We start from the raw sequence: 23,955 nt of genomic DNA, 5'->3' as shown, positions 1-23,955 counted from the left end.
CAATCATCCTTGCTCAGGGCGAACGCCGTCGCAGCAGGCGTTCGTAAAGTTCGGTATAGCGCGCCACCATGGCGTCGAGACTGAAACCCTGCTCCACCCGCAGACGGCCGGTTAGCCCATGTGAATTCCGCAGCGCAACATTCGAAGCGTAGCACATCAGCGCCTCGGCCATCGTGACCGGCTCCTCTGCCGGCACCAAAAGCCCCGTGCGCCCAGCCTCGATCAGTTCGCCATTGCCGCCGACATCGGTCGCCACCACCGGCAAGCCGCTGGCCATCGCCTCGAGAATGGTGTTGGAAATGCCTTCTGCCCTGGACGGCAGCGCGAAGATGTCCAGGCTGCGCATCACTTCGGGCACATCCTTGCGTTCGCCTGCCATCCATACGACATCGGCCAGGTTCTGCTGCCTGACCTCATCCTCGATCGCGGGCCTGAGCGGGCCTTCTCCGGCAATGACAAGCCGCAGGCGAGCAGCAGCCTCGCCTCCATCCCGGCGTGCGACGGCAAAGGCGCGGACCAGGTTGAGCTGGTCCTTGACGGCCTGCAGGCGGCCAACGGTACCGACGATGAGCACATCCGAAGCAGCGAACGGACTACCCGCGAGCGAAGCACGCACGCCATCCGGAGCCGGATGGAAACGAATGGTGTCCACGCCGTTGCAGATGCGCTCGACACGCGCTGCCGCCACACCGACACGTTCGATCAGATAACGCTCGATCTGCCCCGACAGCGCGACATAGCGCGCAACGAAAGGACTGTAGGCGCGGCGCACGAGCTGGTACTTGCGCAGCGTGCCGCCGGGATCGGATACATCCCAGCCGTGCTCGCCATGCACGCGCGCCGGCACACCGGCCGCCCAGGCTGGCACGGCAGCTTCGAGCGCGGCGAGGTTGCGTGTATGCACGATAGCCGGCCGGTGCTCGCGAAACAGCCGGAACAGACGCGGATACAGCTTGACGCCATGGCCAGGCGGCTTGTGCAGCGAGATGAACTGGACATCGTCGCGCTGCACCCGCTTGCAGAAACCCTCCGCACAATGGCTGAGCGCGACCACTACGTGGCGGAAGCGCTCCGCTGGCATGCGGTTGAGGATATTCACCACGCCATTCTCGAGGCCGCCGACATCGAAGCTGTACAGCACGTGCATCACCAGCGGACGGCCATCGCTTGCGGACGACAGAATCATCGGCAGGCTCATTGCGGAATGCTCTCCGCGGTCCGGTCCACCGCCATTTCGATGGCCGCCAGATGCGCACCAAGGAAAGCCTCCAGGCGCTGGCCCGCACGGCCAGCATCGTCTCTCACCGGCGTTGCCAATACGATGGCAGCTGACGCGTCCTCTCGGCCCACCAGACGTTCGAGGGCAAGACGCAGCTTGATTTCGCTGTCGCGATGGAAATTCAACCCGTCCAGCCGATATAGATGCCAGACCAGCAAGTTGCCCTGGGGCGAGGTGATCAGCGATTGCACCAACGCAAGCCCGCCGGCGACGGTGCGCACTTCGCGGCGCAGGATATCGACGCCGTCCTCCCGCGCCGATACCACGCCATTGCCCCACTTGAGCATTTCGCTGTCGTCCCGTTGCGCGTAATACCAGGCGATGGACAAGCCGACGGGCGGCGAACCTGCCTCCTCCCGGTAAGCGCCGAAAGCTTCGGCCCGCGCACCGGCATAGTGCGGACGATAAGCAATGGCCGTCGCATCCCCCACGCGCCAGCCCGCAGCCGGCGCCGGCACCGACAAAGCCACCGGGAAAGCAGCCACCGGCGCTTCGAGCGCGCGCAGCAAGGCAGGAAAGGGCGTCACCGCGAGGGCCAGCACCAGCACGGCAGCCCAGGATCGCGCCGCAGCCGGTGCATCCGCAGCCTCCACCAGCGGTGTCGGATAGACCGGCTCTTCCCGCCAGCGCCCCCCGACCCAGAACATCAGGAAGATGACGACGCCGAAGAACACCCAGCCATACAGCAGGTGGTCGACACCGACAGCCAGCGTGTTGTCCGACAGATAGCCGATCATCACGATCATGTAGGCACGGAGCCAGTTGGCCAGGATCGGCACGATCGCCGCGACAAGCATGAAAAGCAGACGCCGCCGCAGGCTGCGGTAGTTGAGGTAGGCGTACAAGGCACCGACCATCAGCGAGGCGATCAGGTAGCGGCTGCCGCTGCACGCCTCGACGACCGACCAGCGTCCATTCGGCACGACGAAATGCAGGCCTTCCTGATAGACAGGCACGCCGGACAGGCGCAGTGCCCAGACGGTGAATTCCGCCGTGTAGTGCATCAGCGTCGGCAGCATGAAATCGCCGATGGGCACGGCGAAAAACAGGAACAGCAAGGGGAAAAGCAGCACCCGCCCCAGCTTCCAGCCCAGACTGCCGAGGAACACACAGAACAGCATCGCCACCAGCGCGAAATGCTGGGCGGCGGCCACGCTCGCCAGGCCGCCGAGCAGCCACAGCAGGCCGGCCGCGGCCGCCGGCAGCGCCATCCAGCCGCTTGGCTGCGGCCCCAGGCCCGTCATGCGGTCGCGCGCACGCCAGACCAGCCAGGCGAAGATCGGCAGCACGACCAGGCCGTGCGCATAAGTGTCGGAGCGCCACCAGATGCCGGCCATGTCCCGCGCGGTCTGCCAGTACCATCCCACGACCCAGAGCAGTCCCAGGACGAGCGCCAAGGCCACGCCCGACAGACCTGGGCCAGGCCGTGCGGTGATGTCAGGGTTCACACCGCTCCCCCGTCCACACTCTCAACGACAGCTGCATCGATCGCCACCATGTGATAACCAGTCATTCCAGAGTTCGACTGAGTACGCCCTGCCGGTCTCGCCAGGCAGCCACGAAACAAGGCCCCAAACGGCAAGCTGACGACAAGAACGCCTCTTGCTCTGCCTGCCCTCAACCCAGGTTGCGCACGATGTGTGGGCCGATGGCGTTCGCCACGCCCAGCGGCAGGCGCTTCCACAAAGCGATGAAGGCGCGGTACTTGGGATTCATCGGATTGTTCTGCGGTACGCCGTCGCGCTTGTACAGGCGGTACTCGTATGACAACGGCTGAGGCTCGAAACCCCAGTTCTTCTTGAAGCTGTAGGGGCCGGTGCCGATCTTGCTGCGACCGTAGTCGAACACCTTGCAGCCACGCTCGCAGGCGCGACGCATCAGTTCCCAGTACTTGAAGTCGTTGGCCGCGAGTTCGCGCGCGGCAACGTCGTCGCCGGCGTAATAGGGCAGCACCTCGTCGCGGAAATAGAAGCTGAGCACGCTGGAAAGCAGCCGGCCGTCGGCATCGGTGACGGTGAGCACTTCGCAATCATCGCCGAATGTGGCTTTCAGGCGCTGGAAGAACTTCTTCGGCAGCGCCGGCGTACCGTGGCGCAGCACGTTGTCGGAGTACAGCGCAAAGAAGCGCTCGACGTCTGCATCGACGTGGCTGACGAGTCCGTTCTTGATGCCCTTGCGCACCATGGCACGCTGCTTGCGCGGAATGGCAAGCATGTTGGCTTCGACTTCGGGCAGGATTTCCTTGCGGAAAGTCACGTAGAGATCCTGGCGCGGCCAGTCCTCGTGGCGAATACGGTCGAGATTGCGGTATTCCAGATGCTGCACGCCGAGCTTCCTGGCAAGGGCGTCAGCCTCCTGCTCGAGCAGGGCGACGGCCTCGTCGCCCGCCTCCTCGGCTGCGGCGATGCCACCGTACACGCAGAACGGCAGCGAAGTCAGCGCGTGACCGAAGAGCCGGCTCTTGACCTCGGCCAGCGGCAGCACGGCAATGATGTCGCCGTCGCGCTCGGCAAACAGGAAGAAGGTTCGATGACGGAACACCGTGCGCACGATGTCTTGCCACGCCGACAGGTGGAAGAAAGTCGCCTGTGGGCAAGCGCGTACGAAAGCGTCCCAGCGGACAGCGTGTTCGGGTGAGAGCGGTTTGATCTTGATTGGCATGCGATACACTTGTCCTGCCAGCCATTCAGGCCGCGTCGCGGAAAACCTCATCCGCACGCCCCCAGGCAAAATCGGACAACAGGCGGTCGAGGCGCGCGGCGGTGTGCTCCAGATTCACGTAATGGCGGAAGCGCGTCTTGGCGCTGGCTTCCTGTACGCGGGGCTGCTCGGGGTCGATTTCCCACGGATGAAAATAGAAGATCGCCGGACGCTTGTCATCGGCATTGACGCGCGCAATCTGCCAGCGCGACAGCGAATACGGCAGCAGGCGGAAGAAGCCTCCGCCGCCTGCCGGCCAGTTGCGGCCGAAGGCGCGCACCGTGGTGACCGGCACTTCCACCAGGCCATTGGCGAGCCGCCACGGGAAGCGCGGGGCGTCGGGAATGCCGTAGTGGTCGTGCTTGACCGGATAGACGCTGGAACTGTAGGCATAGCCGGCCTCGGCAATGCAGTCGTGTGCCCACAGATTGCCGGTGCCGATCGAAAAGCTCGGCGCGCGATAGCCCGAAACGGCCCGGCCGGTGATGTCTTCCAGCACAGCCTTTGCCAGGCGGATGTCGGCAGAAAACGCTTCGGGCGTCATCGCGCTGGCACGCTCGTGGCTGTAGCCGTGGCTGGCCACTTCGTGGCCATTGTCGGCAATGCGACGGACCAGTTGCGGGAAGCGCTCGGCAATCCAGCCGAGTGTGAAGAAGGTGCCATGCGCACCATGGCCATCGAGCATCTCGAGGATGCGATCGACGTTGCGTTCGACGCGGCAGGGCACGGCGTCCCAAGCTTCGCGCGGGAAGTGCGGCGCCAGTGCGGAGACCTGGAAATAGTCCTCGACATCGCAGGTAAAGGCGTTGGTGATGCGATCGTTCATGTCAGACCTTCGTTGCGTGAGCTTCGGCCACCGCCAGCCAGCCGTGCAGGTGGGCAGCGATGCGCTCCGCGGTATGCCCGTCCCAGAATTCAGGAATGCGGCCTGCCTTGCCGCCCGTACCCAGCACTTCATGTGCGGCAACGATGATGGCTTCCGGATCGATGCCGACAAGCGTATTTGTACCCTGCTCGACCGTGATCGGGCGTTCGGTGTTCTCGCGGATCGTGACGCAGGGCACGCCGAGCGCGGTCGTCTCTTCCTGGATGCCGCCCGAATCGGTCAGCACCAGGCGCGCACCGGACATCAGGCCAAGCATTTCGAGATAACCCTGCGGCGGCAGAATCAGGAAGTTTCCCTCCTCCACCCGGTCGAGCATGCCGAAGCGTTCGAGATTGTTGCGGGTGCGCGGATGCAGGGCGAAGACCAGCGGCAAGGATTCGCTGACCTGCTTCAACGCATCGATGATCGGGCCGAGGGTGTCGGCATCGTCCACATTGGACGGCCGATGCAAGGTGACCACGCCGTAGCCGCCAGCGACTCGGCCGGCATCGAGGCCCGCCGCGGCAAGCAGATCGGCCGCAGGCACCGCTTTGGGCAGGCTGGCGCGCAGACTGTCGATCATGACGTTGCCGACGAAGACGGCGCGTTCGGCTGGAATGCCTTCGCGCACGAGATTGTCGTGGGCGCTGCGTTCAGTGGTGTACAGGATGTCCGAAAGCTGGTCGGTCAGGATGCGGTTGATTTCCTCCGGCATGCGGCGGTCGTTGCTGCGCAGACCGGATTCGACGTGGATCACCGGAATGTGGCGCTTGCTGGCCACCAGCGCGCAGGCAAGTGTCGAATTGACGTCGCCCACCACCAGCACTGCCCGGGCACCATGCTCATCGATGACGGGCTCGAAACGTTTCATGACTTCGGCCGTCTGCACGGCGTGCGAACCCGAGCCGACAGCCAGATTGACGTCCGGTTCGGGCAGATCGAGATCGGCGAAGAGGCGATCCTTCATCGCCGGGTCGTAGTGCTGGCCGGTATGCACCAGCAGCGTCGGAATCGGCGGTTGGTGAGCGGCAAAGGCGCGAATGAGCGGCGCCACCTTCATGTAGTTGGGGCGTGCGCCAACGACGCAAATTACAGGCGCGCTGGATGAGGCGGAAACGGTCATGAGGCCTTCTCTTCGGCCGGTGCATCGTTGCGCACCGCCTGCAATAGCTGATTGAGTACGTTCAGAGTGGCGGACACCGAATGTTCCAGGCAGGTCAGGCGCGCCTCGATGCGCTGGATATCGGTGTTGGCGGCCATCTCCGCAACCTGGTTCTGAGTTCGGGCGATACCTGCAGCCGCTCGAGCGCAAGCCGGTCGAGTGCAAGGCCCAGGGGCGGCTGCACAGGTGTTGCGGCATCCGACGAACGCGAGGCGGCGAACTCTTCTTTCAGTTCGTCGATGGTTTCGCGCACATCCGCCTCGCTGACCGTGTGGCGCTCGGCCAGATAGGCACCGAGCAGCAGCCTGTCGCACAAGGTATTGATCTTGCGCGGAATGCCTCCCGTATAGCCATAGATCGCGGTGTAGGCACCGGACTCGAAGATGGGGTCGCCGTTCCAGCCGACATGGCGGAGGCGATGCTCGATATAGCCTGTGGTCTCCTGCGAGTCGAGCGGCCCGAGGTGGTACGAGGCAATCACGCGCTGGCGCAGTTGCTGCATCCGCCCGCTTTGCATGATCTCGCGGAACTCAGGCTGGCCTATCAGAAAACTCTGCAGCAGGGCGTGGTCTTCGAGCTGGAAGTTGGACAGCATGCGCAGTTCTTCCACCGCGGCTGGCGTCAGGTTCTGCGCTTCATCGACGATCAGCAGCGCACGCTTGCCGGCTGCGGCAACCGACACCAGAAAGGTCTCGAGCGCAAGCAACAGCCCGGCCTTGTCCAGATTGCCAGCCGGCACGCCAAAAGCCGCTGCGACCATGCGTAGCATGTCGCTGGCATCGATCTGCGTACTGACGAGGTTGGCCGCGACGACTTGCGCCGAGTCGAGCTGTTCGAGCAGGCTGCGCACGATGGTGGTCTTGCCCGCGCCGATCTCGCCGGTGATGACGATGAAGCCTTCGCTCTGGTGCAGACCATATTCCAGGTAGGCCATCGCACGCTTGTGCCCGCGGCTACCGTAGAAAAACGTCGGGTCAGGGTTGAGTTGGAAAGGTTTTCCCTTGAACCTGAAGAATGATTCGTACATCTGGGGTCCGCTCAGAAACGCATGCCAAGTGTGGCGCTGATGGCGTTCTCGGTGTAGTCGTCCGTGCCAGTGGCCTTGTTGCGACGATAGCTGAGGCCGGCCGTCGTGTCCGGGCTGAGCCGGCGTGTGATGCCGATGCTGAAGAGCAGGCGATCGACATCACGATTGCTGACCCCTTCACCCTCCGACTTCGAGCGCACGATCGAGCCATTCAGTGTCGACGTCCCCGTGAGCCGGTGCATCAGCGCAACCGATGCCGACCGCGTTTCGATGTAATCGAACTCGGCAAAATCACCGACCAGGACGCCAGACGTCGTATTGAGACGTTCACGTTCGGTATGCCTCAGCATGAACGACAGCGTGTTACGGACACCGGTCAAGGTAACGCCAGCGCCAATCGCCCGCTGCAGGTAATACTGGTTGGTGCGGATGCCAAAACCTCCGGCACGGTCATATTCCTCCTGCGCCCGCTGCCTCCACTCCGCCTCCGTAGCGCCCGGATCAATGAATTTATTGAACTCATACAACCAGTCCAACCAATTCATCTCCCCCCTGTAAAACTCGTCGAGAGTGGAAGAAATGTCGCGACTGGCCGAGAAATTCCATGTGGAGCGTGCCATGCGGTGCCGGACCTGAACGTCATAGCCCGTACCGAAGATCGATCCTCGCCCGTAGCGGAAATACTGGTCCGCTCAGTCGGGTACCAGTCGAAACCCGCCCCCCAGATCGCACCCTTTTCACCGGAAGTCACACCATAGTCGTTGGATTCATGGCCGCCGATCAGCCGCACCCGAAACTGTGGGTCGAGATTGACGAAAAGCGTGGCGCGGCCGATCTCCTGCGTGACATTCCGGCTGAACCCTTCTTGAAAGCTCGTGTCGGTACGCACCAGGTCGATGCCCCAGCCGAAAAGGCGCAACGCACTGGGGTCGGATACTCCCAGCGTCCAGCGCTTCTGATGGGAATCGCCCAGCCGGCTGCTCCCCCCTTTCAACCAGCGGGATTGATAGCCCAGCCGGCCAGTGCCCGCATCGCCAAACCTGAACTGGTAACGCGGCGCGACCGGCCACATGCGCGTTTCGTTGTCCTTGTCCGCACTGAGCGGATCGCCACTGGCACGGCGGCCAAATGCTGACGTGTCGTTGCGGCTGATCGAGCCAGACACTGCAATGAAGACCGCATCCTCGATTGCCTCCAATTCGCCGTTGCCGCGAAGAGCCAGAAAAGTCTCGTTCTCGTCGGTTTCCCGGGCATGAACCAGGTTGCGCAAACTGGCATTCAGGTAGCCGCGAAACCGCCCGGACTCCCGCGACACCCCGATTCCAGGCGATATTTCAGCGACCCAGTCCTTCCGGGGGTTGGCGTCCGAGGTATCAACGTTGTCCGTCCATGTCAGGCGGGTGTCGAGCCTGGGCGTGATGCTCACCGTCTGCGCAGCCGCCGGCGCCGTCATGAACACGGCAAGCGCAAGCGTAGATAGCGCAGGCGTCATCCGTGTATACATCTCAGGCCGCCTGCTCACGCGGTGCGTCGCCATACCCGTAACCATAGCCATAACCATAGATCGAATCAGCCCCTTGCCCCCGGGACTTGTTCAGCACCATCAGCTTGATGGGGCAGCTCTCGATGGTGGAGAGCGCCTGCTTGACCGTGGCATGCGTGGTGCGTTCGGCCTCCACCACCACGACGATCTGCCCCATGTGCGTCGCCAACACGCGCGACTCGGTGGTCACCAGCAAAGGCGGCGAATCGAACACGATGATCCGGTCTGGATAACGGCTCGCCATCTGCTCGAGCAGGCGCGTCATGGCATCGGACGCAAGCAGCTCGGTCGCACGCTGATGTGGCATGCCCGCGGGCAGAATCGAGAGCTTCTCGATGTTGGTGCGCATCAGGACTTCGCTGAGGTCGGTGACATCCCCGGCCAGCACGTCCATCAGCCCCTTCTCTGGCGGCAGCCCGAGCTGCCCTGAGCACCGAAGGACGCGACACATCCGCATCGACGAGAAGGACCGTGTAATCGAGCTCCATCGCCATGCTGATGGCGAGGTTGACCGCATTGAAGGTCTTGCCTTCGCCCGGCAAGGCGCTGGTCACCATGATCAGGTTGCCGTCGTCGATCTTGGCCGCGCCGGTTGCCGTGGCATTGCGCAACAAGGGGCGCTTGATGACCCGATACTCTTCGGCGATGCTGCTGCGAGGATGATCGGGCGTCACCAGACCGAGGGAATGCAAGCGCTGCAGGTCGATCTGCGCAACCCGCGACACGACGCGGCTGAATGCATGGCCAGCAGTTGCCTTGGGCACTTCGGACGACCGGATGGCAGCCGTTTCGGCTTCGGGCTTGTCGGCCACAGAGGGTTGGGCCGGCAACTCGCTTGCGGACTCGCCCGAGGCCTGCTTCAGCTGGTCAAGGCGTTGTGCCGCTTTTTCGATAAGACTCATCGTGTCGTTTCCATTCAACCCTGGATCAAGTTCAATACTGCGACGGCAATGGCAAAACTCGTGGCATACGCGACGACCCCCCGCCGAACGCCGCCAGTCCCCGCCGCCGCTTGTTCCTGCGTTCCGTGGTCTGCAGCATCGTTACCGCCCCCAGGACAGGAAGTCCCGTGATGTCACGCAGGCCGCGACCGTCGGCAAATGCGGGGCGCAACTGGCTGATCAGGAAAGTCAATGCGAAGCCTGCAGCCAGACCAGCCAGCGCGGCCAGCGGCAGCAGCAAGATACGGTTTGGAGCCGATGGCTTGGCGGGCAGCGTGGGCGGATCGATCACGCGGAAATCGGCGACCCCGCCCTGAGCATCCATCTCGACCGAGATCGTGGCCGACTCACGCCGCGCCACGAGACTATCGTAGTTGGTCTTATGCACGGCGTAGTCGCGGTTGAGCTGCGCCATCTCGGCCTCGATCTCGGGCACTCGCTTGGCAAGCTCGCGCAACTGATCCAGCCTTGCCTGGTATTCCCCCACCCGCGCGCGCATCGACGCAACGCGGGATTCGGACTCGGCAAGCGCCAGTTTCATCTGCTGGAAAACCGGATTGGAATTCAGCGCCCCGAACTGGGAGCCGCCTCCAACAGCGCGCATTTCCTCGATCTGCTTGCGCTTTTGCCCTTCGAGCTCCTCGATGACACGACGCGCACCGATCACGTCGGGGTGCTTTTCGGTGTAGCGCTGGAGCAAATCATCGAGATTGCGCTGCAGCGCATCGATACGGCCATCGATCTCCGGAATAGAGACTGCAGAATTGGGCGGCGTCTGCGGCAGCAAAACAGGCTCCTCGCCCACCAGTTGGCGCTGCATCGCATCACGTGCATTCTCCGCCTCGCGCAATTCGAGCTGAGCCTGCTGAAGCTGCCCGGTGATCATGGCGATCTGCGTGACGTAATCCCTGGCGCCATCGCCGAGCAACGCCATGTTGCGCAGGCGGAACTCCTTGACACGGTTTTCGGCCTCGACCAGTTTCTGCTCGTAGTTACGGATCTGCTCTTCGATGAAGCGGCGCGCAGCATCGGAATCCTGGCGCTTGCCGCCCAGGCCGGACTCGACGAACAACGAAACCAGGGACTGCACGACGCGTTGCGCGCGCTCCGGCCGGGTATCCGAATAAGCGAGCGTGAAGAGATTGGTACCGGACGCAGCCGCGGAGCGGATCTGCAGATCCTTCATGAGCCTGCCGATCAGCGCCTCGCGCTGCTCGGGCGTACGCACGTCGAGATCCAGGTCCGCCATCGTGATCAGCTTCTCGACATTCGGCCGGCTGATCAATGTCCGGCTCAGCATGGCAATCTGCTGGTCGATGTTGGGCTGGACGGCAAGGCCGGACATCAGCGGCCTCAGCACCGACTGTGTATCGACGTGGATACGTGCTGTCGACTCGTACCTGTCAGGCATGAAATAAACGATGGCGCCTGCGGTGAGCCCCACGACCCATGCAAATGCCAGCCCCCACCAGCGAAAGCGCCACATGCCGCGCAGGTAACCGACGAGTTGTGTTACGAGTTCTTCCATCAGACTTCTTCATCGACACGAAGTCCGCCACCGGGCGCAGGCGCGCCGAGCGGACTCCGGAGGTTGGCGGACTGGCGAATCAGAACCAGCTTTGCGGAATGATCAGGACGTCGCCCGGACGCATCTCGACGTTTGCCGAGACATCGCCGCGCTTGACCAGGTCGCGGATGCGGACGCTGTACTGCTTGTTGCCTTCGGCGGTACGCAGGATGGTCGCGTTGTTGCCATCGGCGAACTCCGTCATGCCGCCGACAGCGATCATGACGTCGAGAAGCGTCATCTTCTGGTTGTAAGGCAGGATCTTGGGCTCGGCCGCTTCGCCGATCACCCGGATCTGCTCACTGTAAGGGCCGACGAAATCTGTGACGATCACGGTCACCACCGGATCACGAATGAACTTGGCGAGTTCCTGCTCGATGTCTCGCGCCAGCGTGGAGGCATCCTTGCCCATTGCAGGCAGATCCTCGACCAGCGGCGTGGTGATCTTGCCATCAGGCCGCACAGGGACCGACATCGACAGTTCGGGGTTGCGCCAGACGACGATGTTGACGTTATCGCCCGGTCCGATCATGTAGTTGTACTCCGAGTCGGCAGCGGCAGCCGGCGCCGGCGGATACGAACTTGCGCAGGCCGAAAGCAGCGCCCCTGCAGCCAGCATGGACACGGCACGCCATACCCAGGCGAGCACACTCGAAGACTTCTGGATCATGTTCTAGTTCCTCCCAGGATTCATAGCCCGCTATGATACGACGACAAGCTTCAGCAAAATGCTACAAAGCTGTGTAATATGTTCCGAGGAACAAATGCACACAATCCCTTACACTGCTGTGTGCGCCTGCTGGCTAGAGTGCTGTGGTTTTTGAAGAAGCAAATCGACACCGAAACATGCGCCAACCTAGGACAAGGGCGTAATCGAACGAACGAACGCGAAGGATCGCACTACCCATGGACGCTTCCTCTCAGCGCCGCGCCGTTGACTTGGCGACCCGCTCACAGCATGCACTCGCCCTCTTTCCCGGCGCCAGCCTGAATTCGGCACCGACCTGGAAATCACAGCACCCAGCGGACTCTTTTCGCCTGAACCCCGATTTCAGGCTGATCCGGGACGGCTACGAACTCCGCATTGCCAACGGCACGGAGGCGCTCAAACGCAATACGGCTCGGCTCATCGAGCGGATGTACTCCTCACGCGGCCTTTTCCCCTATGGCCAGGGCGAGAGCCTGGATGAGCGGGACATCACGGTCGCAGCCTGCAAGGGCGACCACGCCGTCGCCACTTTGACTTTGTGCCTTGACGCGGGCAAAGGTCTCCTAGCAGACACACTTTATCGCGCCGAAATCGACGCGACACGCAAAAACGGTGGTCAAGTGTGCGAAATCACACGCTTGGCGATGGATCCCGAGCACAGTTCGCATGAAGCCCTGGCAGGCATGATGCAGATTCTGTACATCATCGCCCGCTTGACCTACCGCGTCACCGACGTGTTCATCGAGGTCCATCCACGCCATGCCGGCTTTTATCGGCGCCTGCTGGGTTATCAGATGATCGGCCCGGAGAAGATCTGCCCGCGAGTCGGCGCGCCTGCAGTGCTGATGCATCTCTGCCAGCAGCGGCTGGATCATCTGATCGACACGCATGCCGGCCGCTCCGATGACGATTCGCGCAGCTTCTACCGGATGTTCCAGAAGCGCGCCGAACTCGAAGCACTGCAGCGCTCGCTGGTGGCATCCGGCCCGATTCAGAACCAGCGTCGGACTTCCATATAAACGCGGTCCCGCTCGTCGAAGCGGCCGAACATGCCCTGCTGCGGTCCGTGGAAGATGTCCATGCCCGCAGTGGCGCGCCATTCAGGCGCGAATTTCCAAGTCAGCTTGGGACGCAGCATGTAATCGCTGCGATTGAGGCTGGCTGCGGCAAGAAGCTCGAGTTCGATGATGCTGCCGATTTCGCGCACGACCTGGAAAGTCATGCCGCGCTCCTCGCGGTCGAGTCCCATCCGCTCGTCGTGCCTGTCGAGCCAGCGGGCGAAGTATTGCAGGTTGAAACGCCACACATCCTGGTACGGAATATCCACGCCGAAGGCATAGTCGAGCATGTCGGTCTTCTCCAGACCGATCCGCCCGCCCTCCAGGAAAGTGTTGAGGCTGCGGCCGCTGGTATGTACGGCTTCGCCCTTGAGGACGAAGCTGCCCATGTCCTTGCTGAACGTGCCGCCGACCTGGCGAATCCGCTCATGCGTCAGTTCGAGCCCCATCGTGGCGGGGTTCAGGCCCAGCGTGGGCGTGATGTCGCTGCTGCGATAGTAGAACGCGCTCATGTCCCAGCCGCCGATCAGCCTTGAAACCCGCAGACCCCAATTGCTGTTCGAAAGGCTGTCCGAGGGCTCCCGTTCCTTCACCCGGGTGCCGGCAGGCAGACGTGGATACATGTAGAAATCGGAACCCGGCTTGCCGATGTCGTCGTAGCTCGGACTCGGAATCCAGATCATCTCGAAATGTGTTTCCCCGCCGAAGTACTCCGCCCGCGCAGCCCATTGGGCGATGCGCATGGCCTCGAGCTCGGGCAGCAGGAAGTCACGCATGTCACGGGCGGACACCACGTCGGCAAAGAAGAAGCCGACCATCTCACCCCAGATGATGTGCTGGCGGCCGAGCCGGAACTCCCAGTCGCCCGCGCCGAAATCGACCCAGGCTTCGCGCAGGATGGCGTCACGACGCTGGTCCCTGCGGACCGCGGACGGATAGTAGTCATCCTCGAGGTCGAAAGCGCCGTCGGCATCCGCCCGCGCGGACAGCTTCCAGCGCGCCCGCTCCCCCAGCCTGCCGCTGGCGGCCAGTTCGAGCCGGGCGCGCAGCCGCGACCAGCGCTCGTCATCGGCATAGGTATAGGCGGCGCCCAGTTCGCCGTAGCCCGACAACCGGATGTCGGAACCGCTCTCGCTGGCGGTTCCGAGGTCCAGCAGGGCATCGAGTTCGGCATCCTCCACCGCCTGCTCGGCGGCGAATCCGGAAAGAGCGAAAGAGGCACAGGCGAGTGCCAGCGCGGCGCGTCGAATCACAGACATGAATACTCCTAGACTTCAGGCTCGACTTCGCCCTTGGGGCGCTGATCCTGGACGAACATCCACTGGTCGTCCGAACGCATGCCCAGCGCGGTGATTTCACCGTCCGCGATGCGCACGAGGCGGTCCGCCATGTTCATGACCTTTCGATCGTGGGTGGAAAAGACGAAAGTGGTGCCCGATTCGCGATTGATCCGCCGCATCAGCTTCAGGATGCTCGTCCCCGTCTTGCTGTCGAGGTTGGCGGTCGGCTCGTCGGCCAGCACGATCTTGGAATGCGTCGCCAGCGCACGCGCGATCGCCACGCGCTGGCGCTGCCCGCCGGACAGCTGGTTGGGGCGGTGCGAGGCGTACTTGCTCAGGCCGACGACCTCGAGATAATGCTTCACCCGCTCCTGCCGCTCGGCCTTCGACAGCTCCTTGAGCTGCAGCAAGGGATATTCGACGTTTTCCGCCGCCGACAGCACCGGCAGCAGATTGAAGGTCTGGAAGATGAAGCCGATGGTTCGCGCCCGCACGTCGGCAAGCTGGTCCGGCGTCCTTCCTGACACGTCGTGGCCGTCGATGATGACGCGTCCCGAAGTCGGCGTATCGATGCAACCGATGATGTTCAGCAGTGTGGACTTGCCGCTGCCGGACGGACCAGCGATGGCCAGAAAGACGCCGGGCTCGATCGCGAGCGACACATTGGTCAGCGCCTTCACGTCCTGGTCACCCAGACGATAGTGTTTACTGACGTTTTCAACCCGAACAATAGCCATCTGGATGGTGACGAATTGATGAAAAACGCCAAGAGGATAGCATCCATGAGCCAAGCGATGAATCATGAACGCCGATTGCGCCGCAGCATGCTCGGCCTGCTGGCCGGCGCCGTGCTGCTCCCTGCCTGGATGCAGGTGCATGCCCAGGATTCGGACACGCAATCGGCAGCAGCCCCCGCGGCAACGCCCGAAGCCATCGAAATGGTCAAGCGTGCCGACGAAACCCGCTTCCCGCGCGAAAGTTTCCAGACCGAAATCACCATCCGCAACCTGAGTGACGGCCAACAGACGGACCAGCGCAAATTCCGCATCCTGTCGCGCGGCAACGACAACACCATCGTGCTGACCACCGAGCCCGCTTCCGAGCGCGGCCAGGCGCTGCTGATGCGGGGCCGCGACCTGTGGATCTTCATGCCCAGCGTCTCCCAGCCCGTGCGCCTGTCGCTGGCCCAGCGCCTCACCGGCCAGGTGGCCAACGGCGACCTGGCCCGTGCCAACTTCGCCGGCGACTACACGCCCAGCATCATCGGCCAGGAAACGCTGGACGGACAGCCGGCGATCGTGCTCGACCTCGTCGCGGTGGATCGCAGCGTCACCTACTCGAAGGTCAAGTACTGGATCGCCGAGCAGGACAAGCGCCCGCTGAAGGCCGAGTTCTATGCTCTATCCGGACGTTTGCTGAAGACCGCCCGCTACGAGGACTTCAAGGAGCTGGCCGGCCGCCTGCGCCCCACCCGCCTGGTGATGGAGGACGCCCTCAAACGCGGTGAAGTCTCCGTCCTCACCTACGAAACGATGAACGTCCGCGACCTGCCCGAGCGCATGTTCTACACGCGAATACCTGCGCCGCCTCGAGCAATGAGGCCAATGGGGACGTAGTCATTCCATACCCCATTTCTGCAGCCGGTAGCGCAGCTGGCGCAGCGTCATGCCGAGCTTGCGCGCCGCCGCGCTGCGGTTCCAGCGTGTCTGCTCCAGCGCCTGCAGCACGCGCAGACGCTCGATCTCGCCGTCGGCCTCGGGGTCGTAGCCACCCAACTCCGTTGCTGCACCAGTGCCTGGCGTCGCGACAGGCGCCGGCGCCATCGGCGACGCGAACTCGGCCGGCAGCAGGTCGATGTCCTCGACACCGATCTCGTCCCCTTCACACAAGGCGCAGGCGCGTTCGAGCAGGTTCTCCAGCTCGCGCACGTTGCCCGGGAAGGAATGGCGCTGCAGCGCCGCCAGCGCCGCGGGCGACAGGCGGCGCGCTGCCGTCGCCTCGCGCTCGGCGACGCGGGCGAGGATGTGCTCGGCCAGTGCGGGAATGTCCTCGCTACGCTCGCGCAGCGGCGGAACACGCAGGGTGATCACGTTGATGCGAAAGAACAGATCCTGGCGGAAGCGCCCTTCCGCCACCAGCCGTGCCAGATCCTGGTGAGAAGCCGACAGGATGCGTACATCCACCGCCTCCTCGACATGCGCACCGACCGGGCGCACGGCCCGCTCCTGCAGCGCACGCAACAGCTTGACCTGCATCGACAGCGGCAGTTCACCGATCTCGTCGAGAAACAAGGTGCCGCCGCGAGCGGCCTGGAACAGGCCTTCCTTGTCGCTGGCCGCGCCGGTGAAGCTGCCCTTGCGATGGCCGAAGAACTCGCTTTCCATCAACTCGGGCGAGATCGCGCCGCAGTTGACCGGCACGAACGGCCCGCTGGCACGCGCGCCGAGCGCATGGATCAGGCGCGCGATGACTTCCTTGCCGGTACCCGACTCGCCGTGGATGAACACCGGCGCCTGGTTGCGCGCCAGCTTCTCGGCCTGGCTGCGCAAGTGCAGGAAAGCCGGCGAGGCGCCGATCAGCCTGCGTCCGTCCGGCGCATCCGCCCCGGCGCCCGGTTCGAGCTTGAGCGCATGGCTGACGAGTTCGCGCAGCACCTTGAGCTCGATCGGCTTGGTGACGAAATCGAAGGCGCCGAGCTTGAGCGCGCGGATCGCGGTGTCGATGCTGCCGAACGCCGTGATCACCGCCACCGGCAGGCCGGGCAGATGCTGCTGGATGTACTCGACCAGCTCGAAGCCTTCGCCATCGGGTAGGCGCATGTCGGTCAGGCACAAACGATAGCGCTGCTGCTCCAGGCAGGCACGCGCCTCGGCCACCGAACCGGCCGTGTCGCAGCCCAGCCCCATGCGCAGCAGCGACAGCTCCAGCAGTTCGCGGATGTCGTCCTCGTCATCGACGACGAGGACGTCGATGGATGCAGGACGGTGGCGGCGTTCGTGGATGCTCATGGTTTCTGGCGCCCCTCGAGGACGAAATCCGCACCCGGGCCGTTCGCCGCGAGTTCGAGCGTGGCGTCGTTGGCCTCGGCCAGCTCGCGTGCGATGTACAGCCCCAGGCCGGTGCCCTTGGCATGGGTCGTGAAGAAAGGTTCGAACAGATGCAGACGTGTGGCCTCGTCGAGCCCGGGGCCATCGTCGCGCACATGCAGCGCGACGCGCTCGCCCGCCAAGGCCATCGCATGCAGGCGTATGGCCGCGGACTTGCCCGAGCAGTAGCGCCGCGCATTCGCCAGCAGGTTGTCGAGGATCTGGTGCAGATGCGCCCGGTCGATGGCGAAGCTGAGCGAGGGCTCGATCTCGACCGCATACAGATCGCGCTCGGCGGGATCGCTGAACACCCGCGCCTCGATCACTTCGGCGGCAAATTGCGCCAGCGGCAGCGCTTCGGGCAGGGCCTGCTCGCGCCGGCCGAGCGCCAGCACATCGCGGATCATGCGCTCGATGCGATGCGCGTTGTCGTTGATGATGCGCACCAGCCGTCCCTGCATCTCGCCGCGCTTCTCGTCGCGCAGCAATTCGGCCGCCTGGGTCACGGCCGACAGGGGGTTGCGGATCTCGTGCGCCATGCTGGCAGTCAGACGCCCCAGCGCCGCCAGCTTGGTCTGCTGCAGCCCGCGCTGGATATCCTCGAAATCGGTCAGGTAGATCAGAAAGCCGCCCCCCTCGGCGCCCTGCTGCTCGCCATACACCACGCGGCAGCGCATCAGGCGCCCGCCCGGACCGATGCGCAGCAGGCGGCCGTCCGGATGGCGGCCGCACATCAGTTCGTCGAACACCGGATCGATATCCGTCAGCTGCAGCCCTTCGAGCGAGCCCGAAGCGGAGGACGCATCCATGCCGAGCAGCACGGCCGCCTGCGGGTTCGACTGCAGCACGCGGCCCTTTGCGTCGGCGACGATCACGCCATCCTGCATGTCGCGGATGATGCGTTCGTTGACCGCCTGCTGCTTGGCCAGCGCTTCGCCGCGTTCCGCCGCGAGCGAGGCATTGGCCTGCGCCCGCGAGGCGAGCAGGCGGGCGATCAAGGCGATGCCGAAGAAACCGGTGCAGAAGATGCCGACCTTGAGGAAATCGACCGGCTGATCGCCGACCGCCAGGCGCCATGCGTTCTCGATCAGCACCGCGATGGTTGCCAGCGCGGCGAAGAACAGCACCATGCGTCCTTCCGCGACCAGGCCGACACCGGCCAGCATCACCATCATCAGCACCGGCAGGCCGCTGCCGTAGCCGCCGCTCGCCCACATCATCAACGACAGCGCCACGACGTCGATCACGGCCTGCAGCGCGATCGTGCGCGATTCGCCCAGGTAGCCGGACACTTCGCGGAAACCGAGTACCAGGGCGCTCGCCACGTAGCCGTACGCGACGGCGCGAAACACCGCCGGCATCTCGCTCCCCAGCCCCAGCTCCTCGCCCGCGACGACGAACAGCCCTGCCAGCACCAGCCGGAACAGGTTGAGAAAATGCAGCGAGGCGAGGCGCGAACGCTCGATGGCGATCGACGCAGCCGCGCTCATTTCACTCCCGCGGCCCGGCGAGCCGATGCGCATCGGAGCAGTAGAAGCGGCCGTGCTCGCGCACGCCTTCGGACTCGGGCACGTTGAGGCCGCAATGCGCGCATTCCAGCACGCGCTCGGCCACGGCATCCGCCTGGCCATTCTTGCTCTTGGACGGCTTCTTTCCGATCCGCGCCATCGCCCGCCGAATCCACCAGATGCCGGCAAAGACGAGAATGAGGATCAGCAGATTGCGCACGGTAGGCAGGGCGAAGAAGCATCGCCGGACAGGATGAAGACGCGCTGGATTCTAGCATGCAGCCACCCGCCTCCCTGCTGCTGCGGCCCACCGGCATGGCCTGCCGGCAAGGTCCGTCGCCATGCCGGCCGCTGCAGTCTGCCGCCGCTGTACTGCCATCTCCGCACGCTCTTTGCGACAATGGCGGCTCCATCCGCTCTCCTGCCCGCCATGCCGTACTTTCCCGCTCCGCTCGGTTCGCGCCTGCCCGCAGTCGGCACCACGATCTTCACCGTCATGTCGCGCCTGGCGCAGGAGTGCCGGGCGATCAATCTGTCGCAGGGCTTCCCTGACTTCAACGCCGAGGACGTCCTGTTCGAGCGCGTCGCCCACTGGATGCGTGCCGGCCACAACCAGTATCCGCCGATGGCCGGCTGCCTGCCGCTGCGCGAAGCCGTCGCCGCCAAGATCGAGACGCTGTACGGCACGCGCTACGACGTCGAGGCGGAGATCACCATCACCGCCGGCGCCACCCAGGCATTGTTCACCGCAGTCGCGGCCTGCGTGCATCCCGGCGACGAAGTGATCGTGTTCGAGCCGGTCTATGACTCCTACGTGCCATCGATCGAGCTGGCCGGCGGCAAGGCCGTGCGGCTGCGGCTGGCCGCACCCGACTACCGTCCGGACTGGACGGCGGTGGCGGCGGCGATCACGCCGCGCACCCGCATGATCATGATCAACACGCCGCACAACCCGACCGCGACCGTCTGGCAGCGCACCGACCTCGACCGCCTGGCCGAGCTGGTTCGCGGCACCGGCATCGTCATCGTCGCCGACGAAGTCCCTACGAGCACATCGTTTTCGACGGCGTCGCCCACGCCAGCTGCGCCGCCCACGCCGAACTCGCCGAGCGCAGCTTCGTGGTCTCGAGCTTCGGCAAGACCTACCACATCACCGGCTGGAAGGTCGGCTACGTGGTCGCACCGCGCGAACTGATGGCGGAATTCCGCAAGGTGCACCAGTTCAACGTCTTCACCGTGAATACGCCGGTGCAGCTCGCGCTCGCCGACTACATGGCCGACGCTTCGCGCCACGCCGGCCTGGCCGCCTTCTACCAGGCCAAGCGCGACTTCTTCCGCAGCGCGCTGGCCGGCTCGCGCTTCGAGCTGCTGCCCTCGCGCGGCACCTACTTCCAGCTCGCCCGCTACGACGCGATCTCGGACCTGGGCGACACCGCCTTCTGCGAGTACCTGACCCGCGAAGTCGGCGTCGCCGCGATCCCGGTGTCCGCCTTCTTCGCCGATGGCCACGACGACAAGGTCGTGCGCTTCTGCTTCGCCAAGAACGAAGCGACGCTGGCCGCCGCCTGCGAAAAGCTCGACGCCGCCTTCGGCACAGCCTGAATCCGGCGCAGACGGGATCCCTGAATGTTCGAACAACCCATCCCCACGCTGCGCCGCGACGGCGACGCGGTCCTCATCCTCGACCAGACGGCGCTGCCCTTCCGCGCCGAAACCCTGCGCCTCGCCACGCTGGCCGACGCCGCCCGCGCCATCCGCGACATGCAGGTGCGCGGCGCGCCGCTGATCGGCGCCACCGCCGCCCATGGCGTCGCCCTCGCGCTGCTGCACGACAGCGGCGATCCGGCGCTCGAGCATGCCCTGCAAGCGCTGGCCGCCACCCGGCCGACCGCCGTCAACCTGCACTGGGCGCTGGCGCGCATGGCGAAGCTGCTGCGGCCGCTGCCCGCCGGCGACCGCCTGGCCGCTGCCTGGGCCGAAGCCGAAGCGATCCGCACCGACGACGCCGCGACCTGCGACGCCATCGGCCGCCACGGCCTGACACTGATCGAAACGATCGCGACCCGCCGCCCCGGCCCGGTACGGCTGATGACCCATTGCAACGCCGGCTGGCTCGCGACCTGCGGCGCCGGCACCGCGCTGGCGCCGGTCTATGCCGCGCAGGCCGCGGGCGTTGCCGTGGAGGTCTTCGTCAGTGAAACCCGGCCGCGCAACCAGGGCCTGCTGACTGCCTGGGAACTGGCCGCCGCCGGCGTGCCGCACACCCTGATCGCCGACAACGCCGCCGGCCTGCTGCTGATGCGCGGCGAAATCGACCTGGTGATCACCGGCGCCGACCGCATCGCCGCCAACGGCGACACCGCCAACAAGGTCGGCACCTGGCTGAAGGCGCTCGCCGCCCAGGCCAGCGGCGTACCCTTCTACATCGCCGCGCCGCATTCGACGCTGGACTTCGGCTGCGCGGACGGGCCGTCCATTCCGATCGAAGACCGTGGCGCGGCAGAGCTCTGCATGCTGCGCGGCATCGACGCCAGCGGCGGCCTCGCCGAACTGCGCCAGGCAGCGCCCGGCACCCGCGTTGCGAACCCCGCATTCGACATCACGCCGGCATCGCTGATCACTGCGATCATCACCGAGCGCGGCATCACCGTACCCGGTCAACTCGCCAGCCTCTATCCCGAGGCCGCACGATGAGCGCCGAAGCTTCCGCACAGCCGACCCCGCCGGACGCCGACGCCGGTCCGGAGCTGCGCGCCGCCCTGCTCGACACCATGCGCGCGATGGGCGGCGCAGGGCTGAACGTCGGCAGCGCGGGCAATGCCAGCGTGCGCCTGCCGTCGCCGGCCTGCATGCTGATCACGCCGAGCGGCCTGCCGGCAGAACGCTGCCGGCCGGAAGACATGGCCGTCGTCGGTGCCGACGGCAACTGGCGAGGCCTGTTCGCGCCTTCATCCGAATGGCAGCTGCACCGCGACATCTACGCCGCCTTTCCCGACGCCGGCGCGATCCTGCACGCCCATGCGCCCTTCGCCACCGCGCTCGCCTGCCAGCGCCTCGACATCCCGCCTTTCCACTACATGATCGCGCGCTTCGGCGGCAGCACCGTGCGCTGCGCGCGCTACGCCACCTTCGGCACCCAGGCGCTGTCGGATGCCGCCGTCGCCGCCCTGCACCAGCGCAGCGCCTGCCTGCTGGCGAACCACGGCATGGTGGTGTTCGGCCGCGAGCTGCAGCACGCGCTGGCACTGGCAATCGAGTTCGAAACCCTGTGCGAGCAGTACTGGCGCACGCTGCAGCTCGGCCCGCCGGTACTGCTGTCCACCGAGGAAATGGCGGAAGTCATCGAGCGCTTCCGCTGGTACGGCAAGCCGCGCGGCTGAGCCTACCGTCCCCGGAGCGGCTTCTGCGCGAAGCTGGCCTACCGATCCGGGCTTTCCAGCAGCCGCAACAGGCTGGCAGTGTCGTCCCTCCCCCAGCCCGCCCGCATCAGCGCATTGAGCTGCTGCCAGACCTGAGCGGCCACCGGCAGCGGCGCGCCGAGCCGGGCCGCCTCGTCCATCAGCAGGGCGAAGTCCTTGTGGTGCAGCCGTGCCTCGACGCCCGCGGCGAAGTCGCGCTCGACCATCTTCGCTCCCATCACCTCCAGCACGCGCGACGCCGCCGATCCGCCCATCAGCGCGCTGCGCACCGCCGCCGCGTCCACGCCGTGCGCATTGGCCAGGCTGAGGGCCTCGGCGCAGGCCTGGATGGCGGAGACCATGATCATCTGGTTGCAGGCCTTGGCCACCTGGCCGGCTCCCGGCGGGCCGATGTGCACAATGCGCTTGCCCACCGCCTCGAGCAGCGGCCGCACGCGCGCCAGCACGGCCTCGTCGGCGCCGGCCATGATCGCCAGCGTCGCCTCGCGCGCGCCCTGGCCGCCGCCGGACACCGGTGCATCGACGAAGCCGATGCCGCGCGCGGCGTAGCGCTCCGCCAGCGAACGCGCCATCGCCGGCGCGATCGTGCTCATGTCGACATGGACGGCGCCGGGCGCGAAGCCGGCGGCCAGGCCCTGCTCGCCGAAAGCCAGCGCATCCACGTCCGCGCTGGCGGTGACGATGGTGATCACCGTGTCGCAGCGCGCCGCCAGTTCGGCAGGCGTGGCGCACACCGGCACGCCTTCGGCGGCCAGCGCCGCCGCCGACTCCGGCCGGCGCACCCACACCGCCAGATCATGCCCCGCCGCACGCAGATGGCGCGCCATCGGCTCGCCCATCACCCCCAGTCCGATGAAACCGACTCTCATGTCCGCCCCCTCACTTGCCGCTGCCGCCGCTCATGCCTTCGAGCAGCTTCAGCATCGCCACCGAGTCGTCTTCGCCCAGGCCGCTGCCGACCATGGCGTTGAACATCTGCGCCGTCGCCGCCGACGACGGCAGCGCCAGGCCGAGGCGGTGCGCCTCTTCCATGACGATGCGCATGTCCTTCTGGTGCATCCAGGCCTTGAAGCCCGGCTTGAAGTTGCGCTCGAGCATGCGCTGGCCGTGATTCTCGAGCACGCGCGAATAGGCGAAGCCGCCGAGCAGCGCCTCGCGCACCCTGGCGGCGTCGACGCCGCTCTTGTTGGCGAAATTCAGCGCCTCGGCCACCGCCGCCACACCGACGCCGGTCAGGATCTGGTTGCAGGCCTTGGCGACCTGGCCCGCGCCGCTGTCGCCGATGCGGGTGACGGACTTGCCCATGGCCTGGAACAGCGGCAGCGCGCGTTCGAACGCCGCCGCGTCGCCGCCGGCCATGATCGTCAGCGTGGCGGCGATGGCGCCGACTTCGCCGCCGGACACCGGCGCGTCAATCATGCTCACGCCGCGTTCGGCCAAGCGGGCCGCGATCGACTGCGCCGCCGCCGGCGCGATCGTGCTCATGTCGATGTGGATGTGGCCGGCAGAAGCGCCGTCGGCGACGCCATCGGCGCCGAGCGTGACCTGCTCGACATCGGGTGCGTCGGCGACGATGCTGATCGTGATCGCCGCACGGCGGGCGACTTCGGCCGCGCTGGCGGCGTCATTCGCGCCGGCCTCGAGCAGCGGCTGCATCGATTCACGCCTTCTGCTCCAGACATGCACCGTGTGGCCGGCCTTGATCAGGTTCAATGCCATGGGCCGGCCCATGAGGCCGAGTCCGATGAATCCGACTTCCATTCTGTATTCGCTCCGTATTCGGGGTTGGGGCACAGGGCGGGCTGGTGAGC

At 65.3% G+C, this 23,955-nt stretch carries 17 protein-coding genes and 5 pseudogenes; 5 read left to right on the top strand and 17 right to left on the bottom strand.

Annotation, left to right across the window (positions count from 1 at the left end):
* Positions 1-13: 13 nt before the first annotated feature.
* From AAFL97_RS02655 to AAFL97_RS02610, 10 genes and pseudogenes are all read right to left on the bottom strand, one after another.
* On the bottom strand, positions 14-1,198 hold the full coding sequence (locus tag AAFL97_RS02655; RefSeq protein WP_341643594.1) for a TIGR03088 family PEP-CTERM/XrtA system glycosyltransferase: 1,185 nt from the start codon (positions 1,196-1,198) through the stop codon (positions 14-16).
* Positions 1,195-2,727 (bottom strand): exosortase A, encoded by a 1,533-nt coding sequence (gene xrtA / locus AAFL97_RS02650; protein WP_341643593.1) that lies wholly within the window; start codon positions 2,725-2,727, stop codon positions 1,195-1,197. Before xrtA ends, AAFL97_RS02655 begins: the two co-directional genes overlap by 4 nt.
* 169 nt (positions 2,728-2,896) lie before the next feature.
* A complete protein-coding gene (locus tag AAFL97_RS02645) occupies positions 2,897-3,940 on the bottom strand; it encodes a FemAB family XrtA/PEP-CTERM system-associated protein (protein ID WP_445954463.1) in 1,044 nt (347 codons plus the stop codon).
* 25 nt (positions 3,941-3,965) lie between these two features.
* Positions 3,966-4,805, bottom strand: a complete 840-nt coding sequence (locus AAFL97_RS02640; protein ID WP_341643591.1) for an XrtA system polysaccharide deacetylase — start codon at positions 4,803-4,805, stop codon at positions 3,966-3,968.
* A gap of 1 nt (position 4,806) precedes the next feature.
* Complete coding sequence (gene wecB / locus AAFL97_RS02635; protein WP_341643590.1) at positions 4,807-5,967, bottom strand: non-hydrolyzing UDP-N-acetylglucosamine 2-epimerase; 1,161 nt, start codon at positions 5,965-5,967, stop codon at positions 4,807-4,809.
* Positions 5,964-7,033, bottom strand: a pseudogene (locus AAFL97_RS02630) (XrtA/PEP-CTERM system-associated ATPase). Before AAFL97_RS02630 ends, wecB begins: the two are co-directional and overlap by 4 nt.
* 11 nt (positions 7,034-7,044) lie before the next feature.
* A pseudogene (locus AAFL97_RS02625) lies at positions 7,045-8,486 on the bottom strand (TIGR03016 family PEP-CTERM system-associated outer membrane protein).
* A gap of 52 nt (positions 8,487-8,538) precedes the next feature.
* Positions 8,539-9,478, bottom strand: a pseudogene (locus AAFL97_RS02620) (XrtA-associated tyrosine autokinase).
* Between the two features lie 14 nt (positions 9,479-9,492).
* Positions 9,493-11,045: pseudogene (locus AAFL97_RS02615) on the bottom strand (XrtA system polysaccharide chain length determinant).
* Between the two features lie 79 nt (positions 11,046-11,124).
* The gene (locus AAFL97_RS02610; protein ID WP_341643589.1) at positions 11,125-11,754 is read right to left on the bottom strand and encodes an XrtA/PEP-CTERM system exopolysaccharide export protein; all 630 of its coding nucleotides are present in this window, start codon (positions 11,752-11,754) and stop codon (positions 11,125-11,127) included.
* A 236-nt stretch (positions 11,755-11,990) separates the two neighbouring features.
* Between AAFL97_RS02610 and AAFL97_RS02605 the strand changes: the two genes are divergently transcribed.
* Positions 11,991-12,812: an N-acyl amino acid synthase FeeM domain-containing protein gene (locus AAFL97_RS02605; RefSeq protein WP_341643588.1), complete on the top strand. Its 822-nt coding sequence runs from the start codon at positions 11,991-11,993 to the stop codon at positions 12,810-12,812.
* On the opposite strand, the gene AAFL97_RS02600 is transcribed toward AAFL97_RS02605, so the two are convergent.
* Together AAFL97_RS02600 and AAFL97_RS02595 are read right to left on the bottom strand one after the other, a co-directional pair.
* Positions 12,785-14,110 (bottom strand): DUF1302 family protein, encoded by a 1,326-nt coding sequence (locus AAFL97_RS02600; RefSeq protein ID WP_341643587.1) that lies wholly within the window; start codon positions 14,108-14,110, stop codon positions 12,785-12,787. The genes AAFL97_RS02605 and AAFL97_RS02600 overlap by 28 nt on opposite strands.
* An 8-nt stretch (positions 14,111-14,118) precedes the next feature.
* A complete protein-coding gene (locus AAFL97_RS02595; RefSeq protein WP_445954462.1) occupies positions 14,119-14,868 on the bottom strand; it encodes an ABC transporter ATP-binding protein in 750 nt (249 codons plus the stop codon).
* Between the two features lie 45 nt (positions 14,869-14,913).
* On the opposite strand from AAFL97_RS02595, the gene AAFL97_RS02590 reads away from it, so the two are divergent.
* On the top strand, positions 14,914-15,747 hold the full coding sequence (locus AAFL97_RS02590) for an outer membrane lipoprotein-sorting protein (protein WP_341643585.1): 834 nt from the start codon (positions 14,914-14,916) through the stop codon (positions 15,745-15,747).
* On the opposite strand, the gene AAFL97_RS02585 is transcribed toward AAFL97_RS02590, so the two are convergent.
* The 3 genes from AAFL97_RS02585 to AAFL97_RS02575 are packed head-to-tail and all read right to left on the bottom strand — an operon-like array spanning position 15,748 to position 18,945.
* A complete protein-coding gene (locus AAFL97_RS02585; RefSeq protein WP_341643584.1) occupies positions 15,748-17,139 on the bottom strand; it encodes a sigma-54-dependent transcriptional regulator in 1,392 nt (463 codons plus the stop codon).
* The gene (locus AAFL97_RS02580) at positions 17,136-18,707 is read right to left on the bottom strand and encodes a sensor histidine kinase (protein ID WP_341643583.1); all 1,572 of its coding nucleotides are present in this window, start codon (positions 18,705-18,707) and stop codon (positions 17,136-17,138) included. The genes AAFL97_RS02585 and AAFL97_RS02580 overlap by 4 nt, the downstream gene beginning before the upstream one ends.
* Position 18,708: 1 nt before the next feature.
* Positions 18,709-18,945: a PP0621 family protein gene (locus tag AAFL97_RS02575; RefSeq protein WP_341643582.1), complete on the bottom strand. Its 237-nt coding sequence runs from the start codon at positions 18,943-18,945 to the stop codon at positions 18,709-18,711.
* Between the two features lie 210 nt (positions 18,946-19,155).
* On the opposite strand from AAFL97_RS02575, the pseudogene AAFL97_RS02570 reads away from it, so the two are divergent.
* The 3 genes and pseudogenes from AAFL97_RS02570 to AAFL97_RS02560 all read left to right on the top strand — a co-directional run bounded on the left by AAFL97_RS02570 (position 19,156) and on the right by AAFL97_RS02560 (position 22,105).
* Positions 19,156-20,327, top strand: a pseudogene (locus AAFL97_RS02570) (pyridoxal phosphate-dependent aminotransferase).
* A gap of 24 nt (positions 20,328-20,351) precedes the next feature.
* A complete protein-coding gene (mtnA, locus tag AAFL97_RS02565; RefSeq protein WP_341643581.1) occupies positions 20,352-21,419 on the top strand; it encodes an S-methyl-5-thioribose-1-phosphate isomerase in 1,068 nt (355 codons plus the stop codon).
* Positions 21,416-22,105, top strand: a complete 690-nt coding sequence (locus tag AAFL97_RS02560) for a class II aldolase/adducin family protein (protein WP_341643580.1) — start codon at positions 21,416-21,418, stop codon at positions 22,103-22,105. The genes mtnA and AAFL97_RS02560 overlap by 4 nt, the downstream gene beginning before the upstream one ends.
* Before the next feature lie 38 nt (positions 22,106-22,143).
* On the opposite strand, the gene AAFL97_RS02555 is transcribed toward AAFL97_RS02560, so the two are convergent.
* Both AAFL97_RS02555 and AAFL97_RS02550 read right to left on the bottom strand, forming a co-directional pair.
* Complete coding sequence (locus AAFL97_RS02555; RefSeq protein WP_341643579.1) at positions 22,144-23,013, bottom strand: NAD(P)-dependent oxidoreductase; 870 nt, start codon at positions 23,011-23,013, stop codon at positions 22,144-22,146.
* Positions 23,014-23,023: 10 nt separating this feature from the next.
* A complete protein-coding gene (locus tag AAFL97_RS02550; RefSeq protein WP_341643578.1) occupies positions 23,024-23,905 on the bottom strand; it encodes an NAD(P)-dependent oxidoreductase in 882 nt (293 codons plus the stop codon).
* Positions 23,906-23,955 lie beyond the last annotated feature (50 nt).

Source organism: Thauera sp. SDU_THAU2 (assembly GCF_038260575.1).
In the GTDB taxonomy this organism is placed as follows: Bacteria; Pseudomonadota; Gammaproteobacteria; order Burkholderiales; family Rhodocyclaceae; genus Thauera.
This window is presented reverse-complemented; position numbering and strand designations above follow the sequence as displayed.